Source organism: Helicobacter pylori (assembly GCF_001653455.1).
Classification (GTDB): Bacteria; Campylobacterota; Campylobacteria; order Campylobacterales; family Helicobacteraceae; genus Helicobacter; species Helicobacter pylori_A.
In genome coordinates, this window is the sequence record NZ_CP011486.1 from 1,343,797 (window position 1) to 1,368,562 (window position 24,766).

Below are 24,766 nucleotides of genomic sequence, written 5' to 3' on the forward strand. Positions count from 1 at the left end.
TGATATTCTCCTTAATAAGCCTTAATTTGTTTTAAAAACGCTTGCAAATTTTCCCTTGTGCCGGTGATTTCCACTTCCACGCTTTGGTTTGAAAAATTCTTTTTGTTTAATTGTAAGCTAAATTTCTTAATTTCACGCTGAAGATGGTCTAATTCTTTGTAAGAATAATGAGCGCTCCAGCTCTCTAACTCCACAAAATCCTTAAAAGCACCCTCTTTTTGAGCGTTTTCTACGCACAATAGCACACTAGTGGCATAAGCTTTCATCAAGCCCCCCACCCCTAAAAGCGTGCCTCCAAAATAGCGCACGCTCACTAAGCCTATATTGATCAAATCCTCTCGCCTCAAAACGCTAAGCACAGGCATGCCTGAACTCCCCTTAGGCTCGCCATCATCGCTAAAACCTTCCGTGATTTTTCCCTCTAAAGAATAGCGGAACGCCGTTACAAAATGCGCGGCCTTAAAATGCTCTTTTTTCAACGCTAAAAGGGTTTTTTCAAAATCATTAAAAGGCATGAGATACCCTAAAAAACGAGACGCTTTAGTCTGGTGCTTGGAAGTGATCAAACTCTTAAGCGTTTTCACAAGCTTTCTTTAAAGAGCTGAATTTGAACACGCTCCCTATAAAACTCACGATAAAAATCACCATAAGCGCGTAAAAATGGACAGACACATCTATAAATTCGGCATGCATTTGATTCAAGCGCCCTAACAAACTAATCCCATGGTAGGCTGGCACGATTTGAACGAAAGCTTGCAAATAAGAGGGCAAGGATTCAAAAGGCCACACAAAACCCATCATAAAGATCAAGGGCAAAGAAGAGATCAAAACGATTTGCGTGGTGTGGGCTTCATTTTTAATCCATGCGCCTAAAAACGATCCTAAACTCAAAGTTGCAAGCATGAAAACCACGCTATTGAAAAACACCGCCAACGCGCTCGCATGCCGTTCGATCCCATGGAGAGAAAACAGCACCCCAAAATACCATAAAATAAAAACGCTAAACGCTCCCGCAAAAATGAAGAGCCTTGCACACAGCCTCAAAGCGATTTGCTTTTTGTCTAAAGAGATTAATTCCAAACGCCTGGAGCTAGCAAACATGCTGCTTGCAATGAGCATCACCTGGTGCAAAATGAAAATAAACACGCTAGAGAGGGCGTAATTCAAATACCCTTCACTAGGGTTATACAAGGCAATGGGCTTGATCTTAATCCCGTCTGTCCCTAATTCGGCTTCTTCTATTTGGGCGTTGCGTTTAAACCTGATTTCATCGTTTAAAGCGTTAACGCTCTCCACGATCGCGCTGGCTAATGCGCCATAAATCAAAAAATAATTGGAATTCGCATAAAAATCGATTGTTACAGGCACTTGTTTGTGGATATTGGCTTCAAAATGCGAAGGGATGTGCAAGATCCCATAAATTTTTTCTTCTTTCAAAAGCTTTTTGGCTTCTAGCATAGAGGGACTAAAAAAAGCGATCTCTAATTCGTTGGAGCTTTGCGCCATGAAAGCTAATTGCCTGGAAAGAAAGGAATTGTCTTCATCCACAAGGGCGATTTTCTGCTGCGTGACAACATCTTTTAAATAAGGCAAAGGGTATAACAAGCCATAAATTAAAGGAGCGCCTATAAGGATCAATAAAACGCCCTTATGAGAAAAAATAGCCTTTAATTCCATTAAAAGGATTTTAAAAAAATTCATGCTTTAACCTTGTCTTTTTTAAAAGAAAAATAAAAAATCAAAAGCCCTAAGGCTAAGAAAATTAAAAAAAACAAAAGCGGCATTAACGAATGCAAGGACTCGGTAAGATCCGTTTTATAATAAGCCTCTTGCAAAAAGAACTTCATAAAATGGCTAATAGGCAAGCAATGGCTCCAAAAATCCCCAAAAATTTCCATGTTGTTTTGAGGGTAAGTTACCCCAGCAAATGCAAAGCTTGGAGCGGTATAGACCCCAATCGCGCCAGCGGTTTCAATAGCGCTTTTTGAAATGCCATAAACTAGCACCACAAACCCGCTCATAATGAGCGCCATTAAAATTATCGCTAAAAAGACTAATGGCAAATGCGTATAATTCCCCTCCATGCCAATCAGATTAAAATAAAACGCCATGCCCATTCCCCAAAAACTAAACACACACACATTCGCTATAATGCTTATGAAAAGCTCGTGCATGTTAGAGATTTTTTGAATGAAATTGAGCATGCCAATTGCAATAAAAATAAGCCACATGCAAGGCAGCATCACGCTTAAAAGGTATTGCGTGTAATTGTTTTCTTCATTGTATAGGGCATGCAATTGGAGAATGATGGGCATCGCTTGGGCTTTAGCAGAAATCAAGTTAGAATCTCGCACTAAGGCTTTAGTGGCTAAGGTTTTAGCGTCTAAGGTCAAAGCGGTTTGCAAAAAGGCGTTTTTGAGCGTTTTCCCCACCAAAACGTATTCTGCATTATAATAAAACGGCAGATCAATCTTTCGCCCCATTTTGATTTTTCTCTCTAAATCTTTAGGTAAAACCAACGCCCCATACACTTCAGCGGAATTTAAAAAGCGTTTGGCTTCTGAAAGACTAGTTACTTGGTGTTTGATTTCAACCGCACTTGTAGCGCCTAATTCAAACGCCACTTGATGGCTTGTAGTGGTTTTATCCAAATCCACCACTACGATAGGGAGTTGTCTTGGGATTTCTTGATCAAAGATTTGCTTGCCTAAAACCCCTAAGAAAAAAGGCAATATAAAACACACGGTAAACAAGAACTTGTCTTGCAAAACCCATGCACTTATCAATTTGAACAAAACAATCCTTTAAGGCTTAATGGTAACTAGCACGCTCATTCCTACCCTAAAATTTTCCAGCTTTTCTAAGGGTATGGCCTCCACTTCATAGCTTTTCATGTCGTAAGTGTTGGAATTATTCGTCGCTTTCCATGTCGCAAAATCCCCCATCACGCTCAAATATTTCACTCTAAATCTCGCGCTTTTTTTCAACGCTGGGATATAGCCTTCAAATTCCTTGCCCACTTTAAAATCGCTCAAATACTTTTCAGGCACGCTGATTTTTAGCCAACTATCCTTTAAATCTATCATTAACACCACAGGAAAACCTTTAGGGCTAAGCTCGCCACCGCTTAAAAGCACATTGCTCACTTCCCCATCAATAGGGGCTGTCGCTTTGACATCTTTTAAATAGGACTCCACTTCATTCACCTGCCCTAACGCCGCGCTCTCTTTGGCTTTAGCGGCAATCTTACTTTCAGAGCTCGCTCCCCCTAAAGCCATTTTATACTTTTGATAAGCCGCGCTTTCGTTGTATTTGGTGCTTTCATAAGCCGCATAAGCTTCATCGCGCTTTTGCAAGCTCGCCACGCCATTATCGTATAAATCTTGAACGCGCTTGTAAGTCTCTTTAGCTAGAGTCGCTTGGGATTTTGCCGCTTGCCAAATATCTCTAGCCGAATTGATCGTCTCATCTCTAGAGCCTCTTTTAACCTCATCGCTAAGCGCTTTAGCGGCTTTATGCCCGGCTTCGGCTTGAGCGAGCTTGGCTTCTAATTCAGGGCTAGAAATGCTAAAAACTAAATCGCCCTTTTTGACTTGATCGCCTTTTTTAACAAACACCTTTTCAATGCGTCCAGGGACTTTAGAGCTCACGCTGTATTCTCGCGCTTCCAAAAACCCTTGCAACACTTCAGCCTTAGGGCGATAAGCCAAATAAAAAAGCACGATTAGCCCTAGTAATAAAGCCACCCCCCCTGTAAGAATCGCTTTATTTTTATCCAACATGCTGTTTGACATGATTTTTTCCTTTAATAAACAAATTCATAAAATAAATCAATGTGATCGCTCAACGCCATTAAATTCGCTAATGAAACAATGTATTTATAAGCCACGCTCTTTTGCTCCACGATAATAGAAGAAAGCGTGTTCCTAGCGTCAATGACTTGTGCGTTCGTGCTTAAGCCTTGTAAAAAAGCCTGCTCTTGGAGTTTCAGGTTTTCCTTAGCTAATTCCACGCTAGAAATCAAACTCTTGTATTCTTTCAAAAAAGAAAGCGTCTCTTTATAGGTTTTGCTCACCAACAATTCCATGTTTTTTTTAGCCTGGATTTGCTCGCTATTGACTTGCAATTCGGCTAATTTGCTCGCTTGGTATTTTTGGATGCGCCCTGTGGGGGAAAGGATAGGCATGCGTCCGGCCACGCCCACAAACCAGCTAGGGATCATGTCTTCAAACACCGAATTGTTTTGCTTCATGATGTAAGAGCCAAAAAAACTCACTTGGGGTAAGAATTTAGCGATCTGTAGTTTCGTGTTTTCTTTGGAGATTTGAACTTGATTTTCTAAAGTCCTTAAAGCCGGGTAAGAATTGAGCGTAGAAGAAACAAAAAAGCTCAAATCGGGTAAATCTTTTTCCGTGTGGATCTCTAGTTTATTAGAGGGCGCTAGATCGTCTTTGCTAGACAAAATAGAATTAAACGAGAGTTGCGAAATCTCTAACACGTCTTTAGCCTTGATGCTAGCGATATGGGCCTTATCGTAAGCCACTTGAGCGCCCAAGGTTTCTACCCTAGCGATTTGCCCTACTTTTTGCATTTTCAAAGCGTTTTGGAAATGCTTGTAATGACCTTTTTCCACTTCTTCTAAAGTTTCAGCCACTTCAGCGTTTAACACCATGCCGTAATACACTTTAACAAGCTCTTGAAAAGTGGAAAGCTTTTTCAAACGATACACTTCGTTAGCGTCTTTTTGCATCAAATCCGCAATGCGCACCATCGTGAATCTCGCCCCGCCCATGTAAAGGGGATAAATAATGCTCAAAGCCCCAAGCACCACATTTTGCTTAGAAAACAACAAGGGGGCTTCTAAAGTGCTGCTCAAAGCCCCAAAACCTTGCATCACCCCTTGCATGCCCGCTTGGATTTGAGGGGTTAGCACTTGAGGGGGGATATTTTGCTGGATGTTTTGTAGGCCTTGATGGATCTGGTTGGTGGCTTTTTGAACGCCCGGTTGTTTTTGGCTGGCGAAATCCATTTTAATAGGGTTAGAAAGATACACGTAAAAAGCGCTCAAATCAATTTGGGGCAAAAAAGAAAGCTTGGCCGCTAGTTTCATTTTGCTCGCTCGTTTAATAGCGTATTCTTGTGCATGCAAGCCCTCATGGCTAGACAACACCCTAGCCCATGCGTTTTTTAAAGAGAGTTTTTGAATATTAGGGTTGTTAAAAGGCGTGTTATTTTCAGCCAAGCTCAAAGAAGAAGGCTTAGTTTTTTCTTGGATATTTTGAGGGTTTTCATCAATAGCACTTAAAGAGCTACTGAACAACAAGCTCAATACAAAAAGGGTTGTTTTTTTCATGTCCATTCCTTTATTCTATCCTTAATTTTCTTTGGTGGCTCTCAAGCGTTTTATCCTAGCGCCATCCACGCTTAAGACTTCAAATGCATACCCATGCGAAATGATGGTATCCCCTTCCATAGGCATGCGCTCTAACAAACTAAAGACATAGCCCCCAAGCGTTACCTGCTCGCATTCTTTGTCAAATTGGATATGAAGCACTTCTTCTACGCTCTCCAAATCCAACATGCCCTCTAATTCAAACACGCCTTCTTCAAGCTTGTTCACGCCCTCTTGTTTCAAATCGTATTCATCGCTAATCTCCCCCATGATTTCTTCAATAATATCTTCCATAGTGAGCAACCCGGCTGTGCCGCCGTATTCATCAATCACTAAAGCGGTATGGATTTGTTCTTTTTTCATTTTGATAAGGATTTGAGAAATAGACGCGCTTTCTGGGACAATGATCATTTTCCTGACGATTTGCTTGAAATCATGCATTTTAGGGGTAAAAAGGGAGCGAGAAAGCAAATCTCTAATATGCACCATGCCGATAATATTGTCTTTAGACCCCTTGCAATAAGGGTAGCGCGTGAAGCGGCTTTTTAAAACAATGTCTATATTTTCTTCATAGCTGTTTTCTTCATCCAAACACACCATGTCTTTTCGTGGGGTCATGATTTCTTTAGCGCTCGTGTCAGAAAAATCCACCGCATTTTTAATGATTTCGCCCTCCACTGAATCAATAATGCCCTCCCTCAAACTCTCGCCCACAATGATTTTTAACTCTTCTTCAGAATGCGTGCCATCATGCTCTTTAGGGTTGATGCCCACTTTTTTTAAAAAGAAATGAGCGATCACATCAAACAAGCGCACCACCGGGTAAAACAACACCCAAAACACATGCAAAGGGCGTGCAGCAAAAAGAGCGGCTTTTTCAGATTTAGCGATCGCTAAAGACTTTGGCACAATTTCGCCTAGCACGACATGCAAAAAAGTGATGCTTAAAAACGCTATCACCACGCTCATTGAGTGGATAAAAATAGGATTATCTTTTAAATCCATAGACTCAAACAATGCGGCTAACAACTTTGCGATAGCAGGCTCACCCACCCAGCCTAAAGCCAATGAAGAAAGGGTTATGCCTAGCTGAGTTGCACTCAAATAAGTGTCTAGCCTTTGACTCATCTCTAAAGCGAGTTTAGCGTTGGAATTACCGATTTTAACCAACTCTTCTAAGCGGGTTTTACGCACTTTCACAAGGGCAAACTCTGAAAGCACAAAAAAAGCGTTCAACAACACCAATAAAAAAGCAACCATCAACATCAAAATTGATTCAGACGGATCCAAATAAGCTCCTTGATTCCTCCCCATGATTTAAACCTAAAACCTAACGATGAATATAATAAAGATAAAATCTTAGAATTTTAACATAAAAGATTAAGCCTAACTTTAAACAATCAAGCCTTTAAAACCCTAGAAATACTTTTCTACAACGCCAAGAGCCACAAAAAGAAGCGCCCCTAACAACGCAGAAACCGGCACCGTTACCAACCAAGCGGTAACAATCTTTTTTAAAATGGAACGCTTGATCACTTCTTCTTTATACACTTTTTTGAGCGACTTTTTTTCTTTCTTTTTCAATTCCAAAGCAATAGCGGTGTTCTTGCTCTTTTTCAAGCTCTCTAACATGAGCGATTTTTCTTTCAGACTGGCTTTATCAAAGCGCTCTAAAAAGCCTTCAATTTCTTCTAAATCTTCCCCAAAGTGCGCCGCTACGATGCTATCTCTAATCTTAGCAAAACGCCTTCTTGATTGCTCTCTTAAACGCTCCCTTAAAAAGCCCACTCCAAACACCGCCCCCACCACGATGTGCGTAGAGCTTACCGGTAAGCCTAGTTGAGAGGCTAAAAGCACGGTGATAACCGCAGAGAGCGCGATGCAAAAAGCTTGCATTTTGTCTAGCTCTGTGATTTCAGACCCCACCGTTTTAATGAGCTTTGGCCCATACAAACTCAAGCCCAAAGCAATCCCAGCCGCCCCCACTACCATAATCCACAACGGCACAGAGTTTAGAGTGTTTCCTATAGGGCTACTCGCTTCTTCTAAAGTTTGGCTGATCGCTGCTAAGGGGCCAATCGCATTAGCCACATCATTAGCCCCATGCGCAAAGCTTAAAAGCGCAGCGGCGAAAATCAACGGGACATTAAAAAGCTCATTAATGCTTTCATGGCTATTTTCTAATTCTGGGGCTTTTTTCAATACAAATCTTTTGAAAAGAATAAAGATTAAAAGCGCAAGGATACAGCCGCAAGCCAATTGGATTTCAAAACCCACTGTGTAGAGGCGTTTTAGAACTTTAACGATCAAATACCAGCTAAAGGATAAGCTCATCAACGCTACCAAGTAAGGCACGACCTTTAAAGCCGCGCTCTTTTTATCTTCTTTATAAGCGATAGTCTTTTTAATGAGCATCAAAAAAAACATGGCTATTAAAGCCCCCATTAAAGGCGAAACCACCCAACTAGCCACAATGCCTGATAAAAAATGCCAATTGATTGCAGACATTCCAGCGGCTGCCATTCCAGCCCCCATAATCCCCCCCACTACAGAGTGTGAAGTAGAAACGGGCGCGCCAATTAAAGTGGCCACATGCAACCACAACGCCCCACTCAAAAGGCTTGCTAGCATGACATTAATGAAAATGTGTGCATCATTAATAGATTCAGGCGAAACGATACGGCCCTTAATCGTAGAAACCACTTCCCCCCCAGCAATAATCGCTCCAAGCATTTCACAAACCCCAGCGATCAAAATCGCCCCTCCCATGCTAATGGCTTTAGAGCCTACAGCAGGGCCGACATTATTAGACACATCATTAGCGCCAATGTTCATCGCCATATAGCCCCCAATCACAGCCGCAAAAATGAGCAACAAGCCCTTAGAATTAGCTTGCCCAAAAATAAGAGCGAGCAAAGCAGTGCCAATGAGGAACAAAAGAGCGAGAGCGATCTTTAAAGTGTCTTTTTGGAGTTTTTTGGAAGCTTTTTCAAATTCTTTGATGTTTTTAATTTCCATACCGTCATCAAAACCTTATTCTAATAATGGTTGCATTCTATCCAATTAGCCCTTGAACCACTCTTAAAAAGCGTTGTTTGATAAAAATGGCTCATTATATGGTATCTTAAAGTAAAATTTCAAAGAGAGTTTTAAAATGATAGAATTTAGCGATGAAGATTTGCAAAAACCGGTGCGTATTGTGATAGAAAAAATCCGCCCTTACTTGCTCAGAGATGGCGGGAACATTGAAGTGTTAGGGGTGAAAAGCATGAAAATTTATGTTGTCTTAGAAGGGGCGTGCAAGACTTGTTCTAGCAGTAAAATCACTCTAAAAAATGTCATTGAAAGGCAGCTTAAAATGGATATTCACCCTAATTTAGAAGTAGTGTGTTTAGAAAACGCTAAGGAGTTTCACAAACTTTAAGGGTTTAGGCATGCAAAAGTTTGATTATGAGTTTAAAAAGCGCGCATTGATTAAAGAGGGATTTTTAGCGTTCAAACAAGCCCATTACGCTGAAGCGTTGCGCCTTTTTTCTGAAGTTTTGTTTTTGGATAAAGACAACCAAAAGGCCAAAGTGGGAGCGTTATTGAGCGATATAGCTAAAGATTTCCCTAAAGAAGCCCACAGCTTTTATGAATTGTATCAAAGCTTGATGGCTATGCAAAAACGCAGCCAAAAACACCAAGCTGAAGATCAAATCATGACTTTAATCGCTTCTTTTGATGAGGGGCTAAACCAAATGGCTGAAAAGATTGATGCACAAATTTCTCAAAAAGGCGAGGAATTGAATGGCATTTTGTATGCGGATTTCAAACGCTTGAGTTTGGAGCGCGGTTTTAAGGAAGCGTTTGAAGATTTGATGTTCAGTTCTAGGGTGATTTTTGACAACAAAGAGGATTTTTATGAATTTTTAAAAGAATTGAACCATTATGGCTATTATGAATTAGCGATCAATTACATTGAAAACATGCATGAAGGGTCTTTCATTTACGATGAATTTTTGCGTTCCCTTTTAGAAGACGCCCTCAAATCCCATAAGGCTTAAAAATGAAACTTAAAAAATCCCTGACTTATCGCAACCATCATTATTCTTTTTTAAGCGATAACACTAACGAAGTTTTAGAAAACCCTGAAGAAATTCTTTTTGTCAAAACGCCTTTAAATGAAAAATACGCCCCCTTAATGGAAGCAAAAAACCTAGATATTTTGGATTTTAACGAACTTAAAAACTATTTTGATTTTAAGATTAAGATCATAGGGATTACTGGCACTAATGGTAAAACGACCACGGCGAGCTTGATGTATTCCTTACTTTTGGATTTGAATAAAAAGGCCGCTCTTTTAGGCACAAGAGGCTTTTTTATCAACGATAAACGCATTAAAGAAAAGGGCTTAACCACGCCCACCCTTTTAGAGCTTTATGGCGATTTGGAAGAAGCGATGCGTCTAGAATGCGAATACTTTATCATGGAAGTGAGCTCCCATGCGATTGTCCAAGAGCGCATCGCCGGGCTTGATTTCGCTCTTAAAATTCTCACCAACATCACAAGCGATCATTTGGATTTCCACAAAAGCCTAGAAAATTACAGAGACGCTAAAAACAGCTTTTTTAAAGATGAGGGCTTGAAAGTCATTAACAGAGATGAAACAAACGCCCTTTTTAACCCCATTAACGCGCACACTTACGCCCTGGATAAAAAAGCGCATTTAAACATTCAAGCCTTTTCGCTCAACCCTTCCATTAGCGCATCTTTATGCTACCAGCAAGATTTGAGAAACCCTAATGTTAAAGAAATCGCGCTCATGCATTCCCCCCTTTTAGGGCGTTACAATCTTTATAATATTTTAGCGGGCGTTTTGGGGGTCAAATTACTCACCCAATTACCGCTAGAAACAATCACGCCGTTATTAGAAAACTTTTATGGGGTGAAAGGGCGTTTAGAAATCGTGCATTCTAAACCTTTAGTGGTTGTGGATTTCGCGCACACAGCAGACGGCATGCAACAAGTCTTTGAAAGCTTTAAAAATCAAAAAATCACCGCTCTTTTTGGAGCAGGGGGCGATAGGGATAAGACCAAGCGCCCTAAAATGGGAGAGGTAGCGAGCTATTATGCTCATCAAATCATCTTAACTTCAGACAATCCTAGAAGCGAGAACGAAGAAGACATTATTAAGGATATTTTAAAAGGCATCAACGATCTTTCTAAAGTGATCACAGAAAAAGACCGAAAAAAAGCCATTTTGAACGCTTTAGAAAATTTAAAAGACGATGAGGTGTTATTGATTTTGGGCAAGGGCGATGAAAACACTCAAATCTTTAAAGACAAAACGATTTTTTTTAGCGACCAAGAAATCGTTAAAAATTATTACCTCAATTTAAAACAAGGATGAAACATGCAAGAATTCAGTTTGTGGTGCGATTTTATAGAAAGGGATTTTTTAGAAAACGATTTTTTAAAGCTCATCAATAAGGGGGCTATTTGTGGGGCGACGAGTAACCCTAGCTTGTTTTGTGAAGCGATCACCAAAAGCGCATTTTATAAAGATGAAATCGCTAAACTCAAAGGTAAAAAAGCTAAAGAAATTTATGAGATTCTGGCGTTAAAGGATATTTTACAAGCTTCTAGCGCGTTAATGCCTTTATATGAAAAAGACCCTAACAACGGCTACATTAGCCTAGAAATTGACCCTTTTTTAGAAGATGATGCAATTAAAAGCATTGATGAAGCCAAGCGGTTATTTAAAACATTAAACCGCCCTAATGTGATGATCAAAGTCCCGGCGAGCGGAAGCGGGTTTGAAGTCATCAGCGCTTTGGCTAAAGCCTCTATTCCCATTAATGTAACTTTAGTCTTTTCGCCTAAAATTGCCGGTGAAATCGCTCAAATACTAGCCAAAGAAGCGCAAAAAAGAGCGGTCATTAGCGTGTTTGTCTCACGATTTGATAAAGAAATAGACCCCTTAGTGGCTCAAAACTTGCAAGCTAAAAGCGGGATCATTAACGCCACAGAATGCTACTATCAAATCAATAAGCATGCCAACAAATTCACAAGCACCCTTTTTGCATCCACAGGCGTTAAATCTAACGCTTTAGCTAAAGATTACTACATCAAAGCGCTAGGCTTTAAGAACTCTATCAACACAGCCCCCATAGACGCTTTAAACGCTTATTTGCTCAATCCAAACGCAGAATGCCAAACCCCTTTAAAAAGCCCAGAAATTGAAGCGTTTAAAAAAGAATTAAAAACGCACAACATTGATTTAGAAAACACCGCTCAAAAACTCCTTAAAGAAGGCTTGATCGCTTTCAAACAATCCTTTGAAAAGCTTTTAAAGAGTTTTTGATTTTTAAGGGTTTTTTGGATAGAATAAGCCCTTATTTTATTTTAAAGGATTGACATGTTAGAAGGCGTTATTAGAGAGAGTATTACTAAAGCTAATGCTAAAGCTTTAAAAAAAGATGGCTATCTAATCGCAAATGTTTATGGTAAGGGCGTTGAGAATGTGAGCTGCGCGTTCAAATTAAACCCTTTCATTAAATACCTTAAGGAAAAAAAACATTTGATTTTTCCGGTGAAATTAGGGGATAAGACTTTTGAAGTCGTGATTCAAGAATACCAAAAAAACCCTGTCACTAACGAGCTTATCCATGTGGATTTACTCGCTGTTACTAAAGGCGTGAAGTCTAAATTTAAAGTCCCTGTTAAATACCAAGGCACTCCAGTGGGTTTGAAAAATAAAGGGATTTTGATGCTCTCTAAAAAGCGTATTAGCGTGGAATGCGCTCCAGAGCATTTGCCCAACCACTATTTAGTGAATGTAACCCCTTTAGACGTGAATGAGTCTATTTTGGTGCGCGATTTAGAAAAACACGAAAATGTGAAGATCTTAGATCATGATTCTATCGCTGTGATCGGTGTGATTAAAGCGAAGTGATTTGAAGTTATGACGCTTTTAGTGGGTTTAGGCAACCCTACTTTGCGTTACGCTCACACCAGACACAACGCTGGTTTTGATATTTTGGATTTGCTCGTTGGCGAGTTGGATCTTTCTTTCACTTTTTCCCCCAAACACAACGCTCATTTATGCATTTATAAAGATTTTATCTTGCTCAAACCCCAAACTTACATGAATTTAAGCGGCGAAAGCGTTTTGAGCACTAAAAATTTTTACAAACCCAAAGAGCTCTTGATTGTCCATGACGACTTGGATTTGCCTTTAGGCGTTGTGAAGTTTAAAAAGGGCGGAGGGAATGGAGGGCATAACGGCTTAAAGTCCATTGACGCTCTGTGCTCTAACGCTTATTATCGCTTGAGGGTGGGGATTTCTAAAGGGGTTAATGTTACTGAGCATGTGCTTTCTCAATTTAACAAAAACGAAGAGCCTTTAAAAAACGCCGTGTTTGAACATGCCAAAAACGCCCTAAAATTTTTTATAGAAAGCCATGATTTTAACGCCACACAAAATCGTTTCACGCTTAAAAAACCTTTAGCAATAGAGGCTTAAGGGGTTAAAATGCGTTTGTTTAGATTTGTAGGGTGGTATTATTTCAAATATTTTTTAATCGTGCTTTTAGCTTTAGAATTGTTTTTCGTCGGTATTGACAGCCTGAAATACGCCGACAAAATGCCCGATTCTGCGAACATGATTATCTTATTTTTCACCTATGATATTTTATTCGCTCTCAATTACACCTTGCCTATTTCCTTGCTTTTAGCGATGGTTTTATTTTACATCACCTTCATTAAATCCAACCAATACACCGCCCTGCTCTCCATTGGCTTTTCTAAACGCCAGATTTTAAAACCCATTTTTTTCATCAGTTTGTTTTTCACGGCGATTTATGTGGGGTTGAATGCGACTCCTTTTGTGTACATGGAAGAAAAAACGCAAAATTTGATCTATAAAGACAATTCTTTGAGCGTCTCAGAGCATTTGTTAGTGAAATACAACGATGATTATGTGTATTTTGATAAGATCAATCCGTTATTGCAAAAAGCCCAAAATATCAAGGTTTTTCGCCTGAAAGACAAGACTTTAGAATCTTATGCTGAAGCCAATGAGGCCTTTTTTGAAGACAAGCATTGGATCTTGCATGACGCTACCATTTATAGCCTGCCTTCAAATTTTGAACTGGGCGCAAACGCTTTGAGCGCGATGCGTTTAGAAACCTTTAAAACGCTCAAAAATTTCCGCCCTAAAGTTTTAGACACCATTTATCAAAATAAGCCTGCAGTTTCTATCACAGACGCTCTTTTTTCCTTGCATGCTCTAGTGCGCCAAAACGCAGACACCAAAAAAGTGCGCTCGTTTTTATATGTTTTTGCAATCTTGCCCTTTTTTGTGCCGTTTTTAAGCGTTTTAATCGCTTATTTTTCGCCAAGCCTTGCGCGCTATGAAAACCTGGCTCTTTTGGGGCTAAAATTCATCATTATCACGCTCGTTGTTTGGGGGCTATTCTTTGCATTGGGGAAGTTTAGCATTTCAGGGATACTCATTCCTGAAATAGGCGTGCTCTCACCCTTTTTCGTATTCTTAGCCCTCAGTCTTTGGTATTTTAAAAAGCTTAATAAGAGATTGTGAGGTTTTAATCTTATATGTTACTAAGTGGTTTTATCCTCTTAGTTTAAAGGTGGCTAGTGGAAAGATTTAATCTAAAAAATCGCCGGTATATCGGCTCAAAAACCAAACTCATAGAGTGGGTATTTGGGAATTTAAAATTAAATAATATCAAAAGCGTGTGCGATATTTTTGCCGGAAGTGGGGTAGTGGCTGGTCAATTTGCCACTATTCCTAACATTAAAAATATTATTATAAATGATATTTTATTTTCTAATGAAATCATTTATCATGCTTTTTTTAGGGGGCAAGACGCTGATTTTAAGGTGCTTGAAGAACTGAAAGAATATTATACTCAAGCTTTAAAGCTAGAAGAAAATTATTTTAGCCAACATTTTAGCGGCAAATTTTTCAGCTATAAAGATTGTGTCAAAATCGGTAGCATTAGAGAGCATATAGAAAGCTTGAATTTAGATAAATTAAATAAAGATATTTTATTAACAAGCTTGATTTATTCAATGGATAAGATAGCTAACACGGTGGGGCATTATGAAGCTTATAGGAAAAAAGAGATCTTGCAAGATAGATTTATTTTTGAACTTATTAGCCCTATAAAGCATGATAAAAATATCATGATAGAGAGAAAAGACGCTAACGAATTGGCTAAAACCTTAAAAATAGACTTAGTTTTTATTGACCCTCCATACAATTCAAGGCAATACAGCCGGTTTTATCATCTCTATGAAAACTTAGTGCAGTGGAAAAAACCCAAACTCTATGGAACAGCTTTAAAGCCATCATGCGAGAACATGAGCGAATATTGTCGCTCTAATGCCAAGAAAGAATTGAGCGATTTAATTGAAAAACTAGATTGTAAAAGGATTGCTTTAACTTATAATAATACCTATAATTCTAAGTCTAGCTCTTCGCAAAATAAAATAGACTTTAAAGATTTAGTGGGAATTTTGAGTCAAAAAGGAAAATTAAGCGTTAAAGAAAAGGCTCATAGTTTTTTTAATTCAGGAAAGACTGATTTTAAAGAGCATAAAGAATTTTTATTTATAGTGGAAGCGAAACCTTGAAAAAAAGTATTCGTTCTCCCTTTTTCTATGTAGGGGATAAATATAAACTCATGCCACAGCTCAATAAGCTATTCCCAAATAACATTAATCAATTTATTGAGCCTTTTGTGGGTGGAGGTAGCGTGTTTTTAAACACTAAGGCTAAAAGATACTTAGCTAATGACATAGATACTAATATTATCAATTTACATAAAACTTTAAGCAAGTTCAATGCTTATGAGCTTTTTGATGAATTGTCTAAAATCATCATTCATTATGGCTTGTCTTTCTCTTTTAAGGGGATTACAGCTCCTGATGAATTAAAAAAACAATATATAAAAACTTACTACGCTAAATACAATAAAATAGCTTATGAAAAACTAAGGGCTGATTTTAACTCCAATCAAAACAACATGCTTTATTTGTATTTGCTTTTAATTTATGGGTTTAATCACATGATTAGATTTAATTCTAAAGGGCTTTTTAATTTACCCGTAGGTAATGTAGATTTTAACGAAAATGTTTATAATGCCCTAAAAAACTACCTAGATTTTGTGCAACAAAACACCATTATTTTTCATAATAATGATTATATTGATTTTCTTAACCACACCACTTATTTAAAAGATGATTATGTTTATTTTGACCCCCCTTATTTAATCTCCAATAGTGAATACAACAAGTTATGGGATAGCAATAATGAGATAGCCTTATATGGCATTTTAGATAGCTTAGATAAAAAGGGAGTTTTATTTGGTATAACTAATCTTATTTACCATAAGGGAGAGACTAATTTTATTTTAAAAGAATGGGCTAAAAAATATTATATTTTTAATATCAAAAGTAACTATATCAGCTATAATGACAACACCATTAAAAAAGATAGCAAAGAAATCTTTGTAACTAATTATAGGTGATTGATTATGACTAAAAAACCGGCACGAAAAATTTTAAGCTTTTCAACCACTATGCGAAACCCTAAAAGAATAGGACAATTTTTAGCTGTTTTAGAAAAGTTTGAAAATCAAATTCTTGAATCTTCAACGATTATGCAAATTGTCAAATCCGTTTTGGCTCATAGGCTTTATAGACCTACTTCTCTCAATCAAAATAAAGAATTGAAAGAAAAATTTGACTCCAATGAATATGTCTTTAGCGATGAAGAGTTAGAACGCATTATAGAAATATCCCCACAAAATCATAAAGAGATGGGTTTTGAGCATGGATGGGAAAGTCGGTTTGACACTTGGTATAAGCTTATGTGTGAGTTTGGGTTTTGCTACTATGCAAAAGATGAGAAAATACTCATCAGCGATAGCGCTAAAATGCTTATTCTTGCTTACTATAACAAAGAAAACGATACTTTTAAAGAAAGCGTTGATGAAAGCGTAGTTGGGGCTATATTTTTAAACGCTCTGTCTAAATATGAAGTGGGAAACCCTTACAAAAAGAACTTAAACCATAACAACCCTTTCAAATTATTGCTCTCGCTTTTAAAACGGCTCAAAAATGCCCATCTAACTCCTCTCTCTGTCAAAGAAATCCCTATCTTACTTTGTTGGAAAGATGATAACGCTAATGGGCTTTATGACTACATTATTCATTTAAGACAAGAAATTGTTACTATCAATAAAACAGAATTCAGCTACTCAGATGAATTTATCTATGAAAAATGCCTAAAACTTTTAGAAAGTGTTAATAAAACACGATTCAAAATGAGCCAAATCACTAACGAAGCCGTTGATGAATACATTAGAAAAATGCGTATTACAGGACTTATTTCATTGCGTGGTAATGGTAGGTTTATTGATATTAATACTAATGAAAGTAATAAAATAGATTATATTTTACAAACCCATAAGGCTTTTAAAGAGGATTATTTAAACGACACTCAAGCTAACAGACTCGCCTTTTTTAACTACATGGCGATCGTGGATAGCTTTCTTGTTAGCGTTACTCCAATCAGCGATAATGAGAGCGTTAAATCAAGTAAATTGAATGAACTAGCAACCACTTATACTAAAGATTTTATCAAGCAAGAATTACTCATTACTTGCAACAAGCAAGAATCAAAAGATAATTTTTTAAGACTCATTGATAAACCTTTACGCTTAGAATTTTTAAGTGCTATTTTCTTGAAACAACATTTTGAAAATTTAAGCGTGATGCCCAATTATAAAAGCGATGATGAAGGCTTGCCCGTATACACAGCAAGCGGTAATAAACCTGATATTGTAGCTATGGACACAAAAGCCCAAAGTTATATAGAAGTGAGCTTGATTAGAGATAGAAGTCAGAGCGCCTTGGAAATGATACCTATTGCCAGACATTTAAAAGAATTGATTAAAAATAGCGCTGATATTAGAGAGAAATTTAGTGTTTTTGTGGCTCCAAATATCCATGATGACGCCAAAGAATATGCGGGATTTGCCCATTTCAAAGACAATATTAATATACGCTGTTATGCTATCAATGATTTTATCAAAAAAGTAGAAAACAGCGCAGAGTTGTTGCAACTCAATGATGGCTTGAAAGCTTGAAACGCAAAACTTTCATGTCTAAGCCTTACCTAAAAACCCTACTGAATTTAAAAAGTATAGACATAGCGTAAATACATGGAATACTGACGGCGTAAGGTTTGGGTTAAGCTGAAATTGGTTTCTGCTCCTGTGATAGTGGTCGGATTCCCATTCTCTAGCGGACCTTGTTTTTTCGCTTTTATAGTGGTAGAGCCTTTGAAAAAATGGTTAGGGAGCGTGGGGATTTTGATACCAAACTCAATGCCATGGTGTTCAAAAATATTAGTTCTAATGCCTACATTCACCAAAAATTGGAAAATCGTGTTATTCACTTTAGCGTTCAATTTTCCTGTGGCATAGACGCTGTTAGAGTTGATCCCCACATTACAACTCGCCGGCGTCGTGTCCCCGCATGTGATCGTGCCATCAGCGTTAGTCATGTAAGCGTCAGCGTCAGTGTTGACACCATAAACATACCCATCCTTAAAATACCCCACACGATTATTGGTCCAAGTGTTACCCGCAAAATTCACGCCCACAAAAAACCCAGCCGTGGCTTTAGGCTTATCTATAATATTAAAAAGCATGTCTGTGCCAAAACCATAAGTATACATGTCGGCTTTTTGATCGCTCAAATAAAAAGGCGATATGGCGTTAGCGGCTCTAGAATTAGAAAAATTGGAATGCCCATAATCAAAGAAACCATAATAGCGCAGCCCAAACCACCTTTTTTTACCCATAAAATGTTTATAGCCTGTGATCACGCCTAGCCCATACATCGGCTGGTTACGGCCAGGAATGTTTTTATTGGTGCTAAGCATGGTGCGAGAAGTCCAATTGACCACGCAGTTAGCCTTGGTATAGCCTGGCGTTCCTGGTGTCCCTGAAGCGGGCTGACAGCCACCGGTCTGCCCATCAGGCACTTTGCCATCATCATTAGCCGAAACATCGCCAAAAGGCACTTGAAACAATTCGCCATTTTTATAAGCGTTGGTTTTTTGATCAGCCCTACCCACTTCCAAGCTAATCCCCACAAACGCACCATTTTTTTCATAAGCGTTTAAGGGGCTTGTCAGCCATAACGAACTCAAAAGAGCGCCTAAAACTACCGAGCCTTTTTTAGAAATATTTAAAGATTGAGCTATCAAAACAGATTCCTTACGATTAAAATTTTTACAAACCATCTTGCAATCTTGCATTCTATTTTCTTCTTTGTCATAAAATTGATCACCACTCTCTAGGGTGCTCCGCTTAAGTATTACTTTTTTAATTATTTTATTATAGCTAATTGCAGTCTTAAAAGTCAAACAAAAACCACCCTTAAAATTCCCATAATAGTGGGATACTTGACAATAAAATCCTTTTATAGTAGATTAGAAACTCTTTAATTTTCCCATGAATAAAGGATTTTAAATGGATGCGATTTATCCTTATGCGTTGGTTGTTCATTTATTGTGCGCTATTATTTTTATTGGCTACTTGTTTTTTGATGGGGTGATTTTCCCTAATGTGAAGAAAATGTTTGGCGAAGATTTTGCCAATAAAGCAAATACAGGGATCACTCAAAGAGCGGTTAAAATCATGCCTTTATGCGTTTTAGGGCTTGTTTTAACAGGGGGAATAATGCTTAGTCGGTATATGGGGGGCGATAAAGGCTGGTGTGAAACCCCTTTTCAAAAAATACTGATGGTGAAGGTGATCTTAGCGTTAAGCGTTTTTCTTTTAGTGCTTTTTTCTTTATTGTGTAAGTTTTTGGGGAAGAAAAACCCTATTGGTAACTATATCCACCCTATCGCTCTAACTTTTGGTTTTTTGATCGCCATTTTAGCCAAAACAATGTGGTTTGTTTAGGAGCGTTTCAACCTTAAAGAATTTAAGACCACCAACAAAGAACTAGCACTCATGCTCAAACTCGCTATTAAGGGGTTAATGTAGCCTAGTATAGCGACCGGGATTAAAATAGCGTTATAAATCAAGCTCAAAGCAATGTTTTGCAACACCACTTGATAGACTTTTTGAGCGTTATGAAGCGCTTTTTCTAACAAACTCAAATCTTCTTCTAAAAGCAAAATATCGCATGCACTTTTACTCAAAGCGCTTTTTTCAAACCCCAAAGAAACGCTCGCTTGTTTTAAGGCTAGCGCGTCGTTATTGCCATCGCCTATCATCGCGCACACGCCTTGATAAGAGCTAATGATTTGCGCCTTATCTTCAGGGGTCAAATTCGCAGAATATTTAGAAATCCCTAATTTTTTCGCACACTCTTTAACCGAGCTTTCATTATCCCCGCTTAAAATTTCTAATTCCAAGCCTTTAAGTTGTAAGGCTTGAATGACTTCTTTAGCGTTATTTTTCAAACGCTCTTCTAAAATGAATAACGCGCATAAAGTTGTATTTTTCGCAAAACCTACCATGATATTGGCGCTCTCTTTCACTTCTGTGCTAACCCCCATAGCGTTTAAAAATTTCAAACTCCCCACTAGCAAGGTTTCATTTTGATAGCTCGCTTTCAAGCCATGAGCAAAAAATTCTATCTTTTCTAAAATAACCTCATCGCCATCTAATGATTTAAGGATCGCGCTATGGGCTAAATGCTCTCTTGCTTTTAAAAGGCTCTTTAAAAGCCTTTCATCAAAATGTTCATAAACGATTTTTTCTTTTAAAAGGACTTCTTTTTGCGTGAGAGTGCCGGTTTTGTCTATAAAGATTTTTTTCACTTTGGCTAAAGTTTCTAAAAACAACGCTTCTTTAAACACGATCAAAGGGTTTTTAAACACCCCTATCACTAATGCAATAGGCGTAGCTAGAGCGAACGCGCAAGGGCAGCTTATGACTAACACGCTAATGCATACCATTAAGGCTTTTTCAAAATGAGCCCCTAAACCAAATTGCCATAAAATTAGGCTCACAAAGGCTAAAAGTAATACCGCTTTAGAAAAAATATCTGCAATTTTGTTCGCGCTGCTCTCAATTAAGGGCTTTTCTAAAAAACTCTTTTTTAAGATTTCTAGCAAACTAGAAAGGCGTGAGTTTTGAAAATCAGCGCTCACTTGATAGCTAAAAGGCACGCCCACATTCACATAACCCCCTAAAATTTTATCATTAACCCCCAATTCTAAAGGTTTAAACTCCCCGCTAATCAAAGACGCATCCACGCTCGCGCTATTTAAAAGCGCGCCATCTAGCGCGATTTTAGCCCCACTTGGCACCCAAATAATAGAGCCTATCGCCACATCTTTGGGGTGTTTTTCCACCTGTTTGTTATTTTCTAAAACGATCACGCTATGGATTTCATGCGATTCTAGGGCTAAACATTTTTCATTCGCAAACAGCCTGGCCTTCAATTCCAAAAACTTAGATCCAAAAACAAGCGTTAAAATGGTGCTGCTCGCTTCAAAATAAGTCTCTTGAGACACCAACATGGCATAAACGGAATAAACAAACGCCGACAACGCCCCAAAAGACACGCTCAAATCCATGCCAAAAACCCCGTTTTTTAGCCCATAAAACGCCCCCTTAATAAAAAAGCGCCCCACAACCACCAACACCAACAAGCTTAAAAAAAGCGATACGAGATCCAAATTCCTTTGCATGAGCTTATCCATGCCATTACCACCATAGCTTGCGTATTTTGCAATTGCAATAAACATCAAATTCATGGTGGCAAAAAACCCCACGCTTAAAGTGAGCAAGTAAGATCGTTGTTCTTTTTGTGCTTTTAGGGTGTAATTTTTAGCGTTATAGATTTTAGCCCCATAGCCCAAATTCTCAATTTTTTGAATGATTTCTTTTGGGTTTAAGGATTTGTCAAACACGATTTGCAAATGGTGGGTGGTGAAATTCACGCTCACTTTTTTAACCCCCTTTAAGCGCTCTAAAACCTTTTGATTGAGCCACAAGCAAGCGTTGCAATGCGTTTTTTCCAACAAAAGATTAAGAATAAATTCGCCCTTATCGTTTTCTTCAAGAGCTTGTTCTAATTCCAAAGCATGCATTGGATTATGATGCACTACAGGGGCTAAAGTAAAATCGCCTAATTTGTCATAAAAGCTCTCTAAATTCAAATCCAATAACAACGCATACACCCTAGCGCACCCTGTGCAACAAAAATGCAATTCTTTATGGTTGATAGTCTCTTTAAAAAGCTCGCTTTCTTTAAATTCTAATTGGCAATGCGCACATTTCATTTTTAATCCTTAGTCTAAAAGCGCTTTGATAGAATAAGTGTTACAAGTTTGATAGATACTTAAAACTTCCTTGGTGTTGTCGCTTTGGTTTTTGGAATTGTGCGTGATTAAAGGGGGCAGAACTTTTAAAGCGCTTTTGGAATTATTCCTGCTCGCCCCAAGCATCAAATGGGCGTTCTTGTCTTTAAAACTTTGGACAAACCTTAAAGTCTCTAGCGTGAGCTTAACGCTTTTTAAACTCTCTATGACTAAGCAAAGCGACAAAGCCTCATAGCAAAAAATAAAATACCCTTTAGGCTTTAGGCATTTTTTCACTTTAGCCACCAAAGAGGGAAAATTCAATGCACTCTGGTGCCTCGCATGCCCTTTGTGTTTGGATTTAATAGAGCCTAACGCATAAAAAGGAGGGTTGCACACAACCACATCATACAAAATCGGAGGGTTGAAATCTAAAAAATCGCTTTCAAACACTTGAGCGTTAGGGAATTTAAGGGCGTTTTTTTGAGAGCAAAACGCCATTTTGCTATCCTTTTCCACTAAATGAACGCTCGCTAGCGGGTTGTCTCTGGCGCAAAGCAAGCCTAAAATCCCACACCCTGAGCCTATGTCTAAAATCGCGCCGCTATTTTTAAAAAAAGGGCGTGAAAAATCGTATAAAAAGAGCGAATCGCTATTGTAAGCATAAGCGTTTAAAGGCTGGTACAATCTTAAGAGTTTTCTATCCATAAAAGGGCTTCATTTTCTAAGATTTGCGTGTGCAACAAACGCCCTTTAAAAGGGGTTTTTAGAGTGAACGGATTAAAAGATTCGCCAATCACAGACGCATGGGCATGCAAAAGCAACATGTCTGTTTTGTCCCTCAAACTCTCAAACAATTCCCACCCCCCTTCAATGAAATTAAACCCCTTCTCTAGGGGCAAATCTTTAGGGTTGCAGAAAGTATTAACCAAACGATTAGGCGCAGAAAAAACCCTTGAGTTAGGGTTGGTTAAACGCTTGGATAAAATAGCGATATTGGGGTTTTTATTTTGATAAAAGCCATCGCAAAAGCGTGCATCCAATAAGGGATCATCGGTTCTTATGGTTTTTCCAGAGACAATAAGGGTGTCGCATGTTGCTCGCTGGTTGTGCGTGAAAATAGCGCTTTTTTGACCGGTGATCTTGCCATGTTTATAATCCCCGTTCATTCTTAAAGCGAGTTTGAACAAATTAAAACGCCCCTTTTTTTCCATTATCCTAAAAGGCAAGAGCAAATCTTTAGCCTTGTTTTCTAAATTTTGGCAAATGATCGCTTCAACATGGGCTTTTTTGAGCCTTTCTAAACCCCCTTTTTTAGCCTCATTTTCTTCTGTAGCAATGACCACTCTTTTAGGTTTTAAGATTTCTAATAATTCACTGCATGCAGGGGTTTTGCCATAAGAATTGCATGGCTCTAGGGTGATTAAAAAAACGCAGTCTTTAAAGGCGTTGTTGTGGTGTGTTTTTAAAAAGCCGCTTAAAATTTTAGGATCTTCTAGTTGGTCTAAATCGCTTTTTAAATTAGGGCGTAAAATCTTTAAGGCTGATTTAGCGGCTAAAACTTCTGCATGCGGGGTTTTGGCTTTTTTATGCACTTCTAAGCTTAAGATCTCATGATTTTTGTCTAACACCATGCACGCCACGCTTGGGTTTTCTAAGGCTAGGGTTTGACACTCCCACGCCTTATTCAAACAAATTTCTAATAAACTTTCATAAAGCTTCATGATGGGAAAAAAGGCAAGAGCAAAAAGCCTTTAATCGCTAAAGCGTTAATAATATCAACAAAAAACGCTCCCACTAAAGGCACGACGATAAACGCCACATGCGATGGCCCATAGTGGTTGGTGATGGTTTGCATATTCACCATAGCCGTTGGGGTCGCACCAAGCCCAAAACCGCAATGCCCCGCGCACAACACCGCCGCATCATAATCTTTCCCGCAAATCCTAAAGGTTACAAACACCACATAAAGGATCATAACCACCACTTGAACGCTCAAAATAACCGCTAATGGCACAGCGAGTTTTAACAATTCCAACAAATTTACACTCATTAAAGCGTAAGCCAAAAACAAGCTCAAACTCACATTCCCAATGACTGAAACTTCCCTATCAAACACGCTATGGATTTTAAAAAACGATAAAGCGTTCCTTAAAAGAACCCCTACAAACAAGCACCACACAAAAGTGGGCAAGGTGAAACTTTTAGGCATCAAATGCGCTAAAAAAGTCCCCACCAATAGAGCGATCGCAATTAAGGCTAAAGTTTCTACAAAACTGGATGCAGTGATTAGGCGCTGCTCTTTAGGGGTTTCAAAACCTTTAGACACCACGCCCTCTAAGGCGTCTTTTTCTTTAGTGTCTTTAGGCTCTAATTTGTATTTAGAAATCAAATATTTAGCGACAGGCCCTCCAATAATCCCCCCGCTCACCAAGCCAAAAGTCGCGCACGCCATGCCCACTTCCAAACTAGAGCTAAAATTATAAGGAGGTTGCGTGAAAAAATTAGCCCATGCCGCGCTAGTGCCATGCCCTCCCACTAAAGCGATAGATCCGCCTAAAAGCCCCATTAAAGGATTGACCCCTAAAAGACTAGCGATAGAAATCCCTACCACATTTTGACACACCACAAACCCCACCACAGCCAGCAAAAAAACCGCAAGCATTTTCCCGCCTTTTTGTAAAGATTTGAAATCCGCGCTCAAACCAATGGTGATAAAGAAAGTCAGCATCAAAGGGTCTTTTAAAGAAGAATCAAATTGCAAACCAAAATTATAAAATTGGCGCGCCAACATGATAGAAAAAGCGACTAAAACCCCACCCACAACAGGCTCTGGAATATCATAATCTCGTAAAAACTTGACTTTAGAAATCACATAACGCCCCAAGAGTAACACTAAAACCATGCACACCAAAGTGGCATAAATATCTAACTTAATTTCTTGCAAGCTTGCATCCTTAATTAATCAAATTTATCTTATTATAATATAATACCCCCCTAAAAGAACGAGATTAGTTAGAAAGTAGGTG

22 protein-coding genes and 1 pseudogene are annotated in these 24,766 nt (G+C 38.6%); 11 read left to right on the top strand and 12 right to left on the bottom strand.

The window, feature by feature from the left end; all coding sequences use genetic code 11:
- Positions 1-11: 11 nt before the first annotated feature.
- The 7 genes from AA977_RS06480 to AA977_RS06510 all read right to left on the bottom strand — a co-directional run bounded on the left by AA977_RS06480 (position 12) and on the right by AA977_RS06510 (position 8,410).
- Complete coding sequence (locus AA977_RS06480) at positions 12-584, bottom strand: YigZ family protein (RefSeq protein WP_064435013.1); 573 nt, start codon at positions 582-584, stop codon at positions 12-14.
- A complete protein-coding gene (locus AA977_RS06485) occupies positions 571-1,701 on the bottom strand; it encodes an ABC transporter permease (protein ID WP_064435014.1) in 1,131 nt (376 codons plus the stop codon). Before AA977_RS06485 ends, AA977_RS06480 begins: the two co-directional genes overlap by 14 nt.
- Positions 1,698-2,786 carry an ABC transporter permease gene (locus AA977_RS06490; protein ID WP_064435219.1) on the bottom strand — a complete coding sequence of 363 codons (1,089 nt, stop codon included), beginning with the start codon at positions 2,784-2,786 and terminating at the stop codon, positions 1,698-1,700. The genes AA977_RS06485 and AA977_RS06490 overlap by 4 nt, the downstream gene beginning before the upstream one ends.
- An 18-nt stretch (positions 2,787-2,804) precedes the next feature.
- Positions 2,805-3,794: an HlyD family secretion protein gene (locus AA977_RS06495; RefSeq protein WP_000071853.1), complete on the bottom strand. Its 990-nt coding sequence runs from the start codon at positions 3,792-3,794 to the stop codon at positions 2,805-2,807.
- 11 nt (positions 3,795-3,805) lie between these two features.
- On the bottom strand, positions 3,806-5,353 hold the full coding sequence (locus AA977_RS06500) for a TolC family protein (protein WP_064435015.1): 1,548 nt from the start codon (positions 5,351-5,353) through the stop codon (positions 3,806-3,808).
- A 21-nt stretch (positions 5,354-5,374) separates the two neighbouring features.
- Positions 5,375-6,706 carry a hemolysin family protein gene (locus tag AA977_RS06505; RefSeq protein WP_033602051.1) on the bottom strand — a complete coding sequence of 444 codons (1,332 nt, stop codon included), beginning with the start codon at positions 6,704-6,706 and terminating at the stop codon, positions 5,375-5,377.
- A gap of 102 nt (positions 6,707-6,808) precedes the next feature.
- Complete coding sequence (locus AA977_RS06510) at positions 6,809-8,410, bottom strand: inorganic phosphate transporter (RefSeq protein ID WP_064435016.1); 1,602 nt, start codon at positions 8,408-8,410, stop codon at positions 6,809-6,811.
- A 136-nt stretch (positions 8,411-8,546) separates the two neighbouring features.
- Between AA977_RS06510 and AA977_RS06515 the strand changes: the two genes are divergently transcribed.
- Genes AA977_RS06515 through AA977_RS06560 form a run of 10 tightly spaced genes read left to right on the top strand, consistent with a single transcriptional unit; the run spans position 8,547 to position 17,553 of the window.
- On the top strand, positions 8,547-8,816 hold the full coding sequence (locus AA977_RS06515; RefSeq protein ID WP_033614056.1) for a NifU family protein: 270 nt from the start codon (positions 8,547-8,549) through the stop codon (positions 8,814-8,816).
- Positions 8,817-8,826: 10 nt separating this feature from the next.
- Positions 8,827-9,438, top strand: coding sequence for a hypothetical protein (locus AA977_RS06520; protein WP_064435017.1), 612 nt, complete (start codon positions 8,827-8,829; stop codon positions 9,436-9,438).
- 2 nt (positions 9,439-9,440) lie between these two features.
- On the top strand, positions 9,441-10,784 hold the full coding sequence (locus tag AA977_RS06525) for a UDP-N-acetylmuramoyl-L-alanyl-D-glutamate--2,6-diaminopimelate ligase (RefSeq protein WP_064435018.1): 1,344 nt from the start codon (positions 9,441-9,443) through the stop codon (positions 10,782-10,784).
- Between the two features lie 3 nt (positions 10,785-10,787).
- Positions 10,788-11,738 (top strand): transaldolase, encoded by a 951-nt coding sequence (gene tal / locus AA977_RS06530; protein WP_064435019.1) that lies wholly within the window; start codon positions 10,788-10,790, stop codon positions 11,736-11,738.
- A 54-nt stretch (positions 11,739-11,792) separates the two neighbouring features.
- Positions 11,793-12,329, top strand: a complete 537-nt coding sequence (locus AA977_RS06535; RefSeq protein ID WP_064435020.1) for a 50S ribosomal protein L25/general stress protein Ctc — start codon at positions 11,793-11,795, stop codon at positions 12,327-12,329.
- 9 nt (positions 12,330-12,338) lie between these two features.
- On the top strand, positions 12,339-12,899 hold the full coding sequence (pth, locus tag AA977_RS06540) for an aminoacyl-tRNA hydrolase (RefSeq protein WP_064435021.1): 561 nt from the start codon (positions 12,339-12,341) through the stop codon (positions 12,897-12,899).
- Positions 12,900-12,908: 9 nt separating this feature from the next.
- Entirely contained in the window at positions 12,909-13,976 is a 1,068-nt protein-coding gene (locus AA977_RS06545; protein ID WP_033620174.1) for an LptF/LptG family permease, read from the top strand.
- Positions 13,977-14,032: 56 nt separating this feature from the next.
- On the top strand, positions 14,033-15,034 hold the full coding sequence (locus AA977_RS06550) for a DNA adenine methylase (RefSeq protein ID WP_064435022.1): 1,002 nt from the start codon (positions 14,033-14,035) through the stop codon (positions 15,032-15,034).
- 50 nt (positions 15,035-15,084) lie between these two features.
- Entirely contained in the window at positions 15,085-15,930 is an 846-nt protein-coding gene (locus AA977_RS06555; RefSeq protein WP_064435220.1) for a Dam family site-specific DNA-(adenine-N6)-methyltransferase, read from the top strand.
- 6 nt (positions 15,931-15,936) lie between these two features.
- Entirely contained in the window at positions 15,937-17,553 is a 1,617-nt protein-coding gene (locus AA977_RS06560; RefSeq protein ID WP_064435023.1) for an AlwI family type II restriction endonuclease, read from the top strand.
- 47 nt (positions 17,554-17,600) lie between these two features.
- Here AA977_RS06560 and AA977_RS06565 read toward each other — a convergent pair.
- A pseudogene (locus tag AA977_RS06565) lies at positions 17,601-18,766 on the bottom strand (outer membrane protein).
- 179 nt (positions 18,767-18,945) lie between these two features.
- Between AA977_RS06565 and AA977_RS06570 the strand changes: the two are divergent.
- Positions 18,946-19,383, top strand: coding sequence for a CopD family copper resistance protein (locus tag AA977_RS06570; RefSeq protein WP_064435024.1), 438 nt, complete (start codon positions 18,946-18,948; stop codon positions 19,381-19,383).
- Here the strand turns inward: AA977_RS06570 and AA977_RS06575 are convergent.
- Genes AA977_RS06575 through gltS form a run of 4 tightly spaced genes read right to left on the bottom strand, consistent with a single transcriptional unit; the run spans position 19,380 to position 24,684 of the window.
- Positions 19,380-21,719: a heavy metal translocating P-type ATPase gene (locus AA977_RS06575; RefSeq protein WP_064435025.1), complete on the bottom strand. Its 2,340-nt coding sequence runs from the start codon at positions 21,717-21,719 to the stop codon at positions 19,380-19,382. The two genes, AA977_RS06570 and AA977_RS06575, sit on opposite strands and share 4 nt — an antisense overlap.
- A 9-nt stretch (positions 21,720-21,728) precedes the next feature.
- Positions 21,729-22,445: a tRNA1(Val) (adenine(37)-N6)-methyltransferase gene (locus tag AA977_RS06580; protein ID WP_064435026.1), complete on the bottom strand. Its 717-nt coding sequence runs from the start codon at positions 22,443-22,445 to the stop codon at positions 21,729-21,731.
- Entirely contained in the window at positions 22,427-23,461 is a 1,035-nt protein-coding gene (locus tag AA977_RS06585) for a bifunctional diaminohydroxyphosphoribosylaminopyrimidine deaminase/5-amino-6-(5-phosphoribosylamino)uracil reductase RibD (protein WP_064435027.1), read from the bottom strand. Before AA977_RS06585 ends, AA977_RS06580 begins: the two co-directional genes overlap by 19 nt.
- Entirely contained in the window at positions 23,458-24,684 is a 1,227-nt protein-coding gene (gene gltS, locus AA977_RS06590) for a sodium/glutamate symporter (protein ID WP_064435028.1), read from the bottom strand. Before gltS ends, AA977_RS06585 begins: the two co-directional genes overlap by 4 nt.
- Positions 24,685-24,766: the final 82 nt, after the last annotated feature.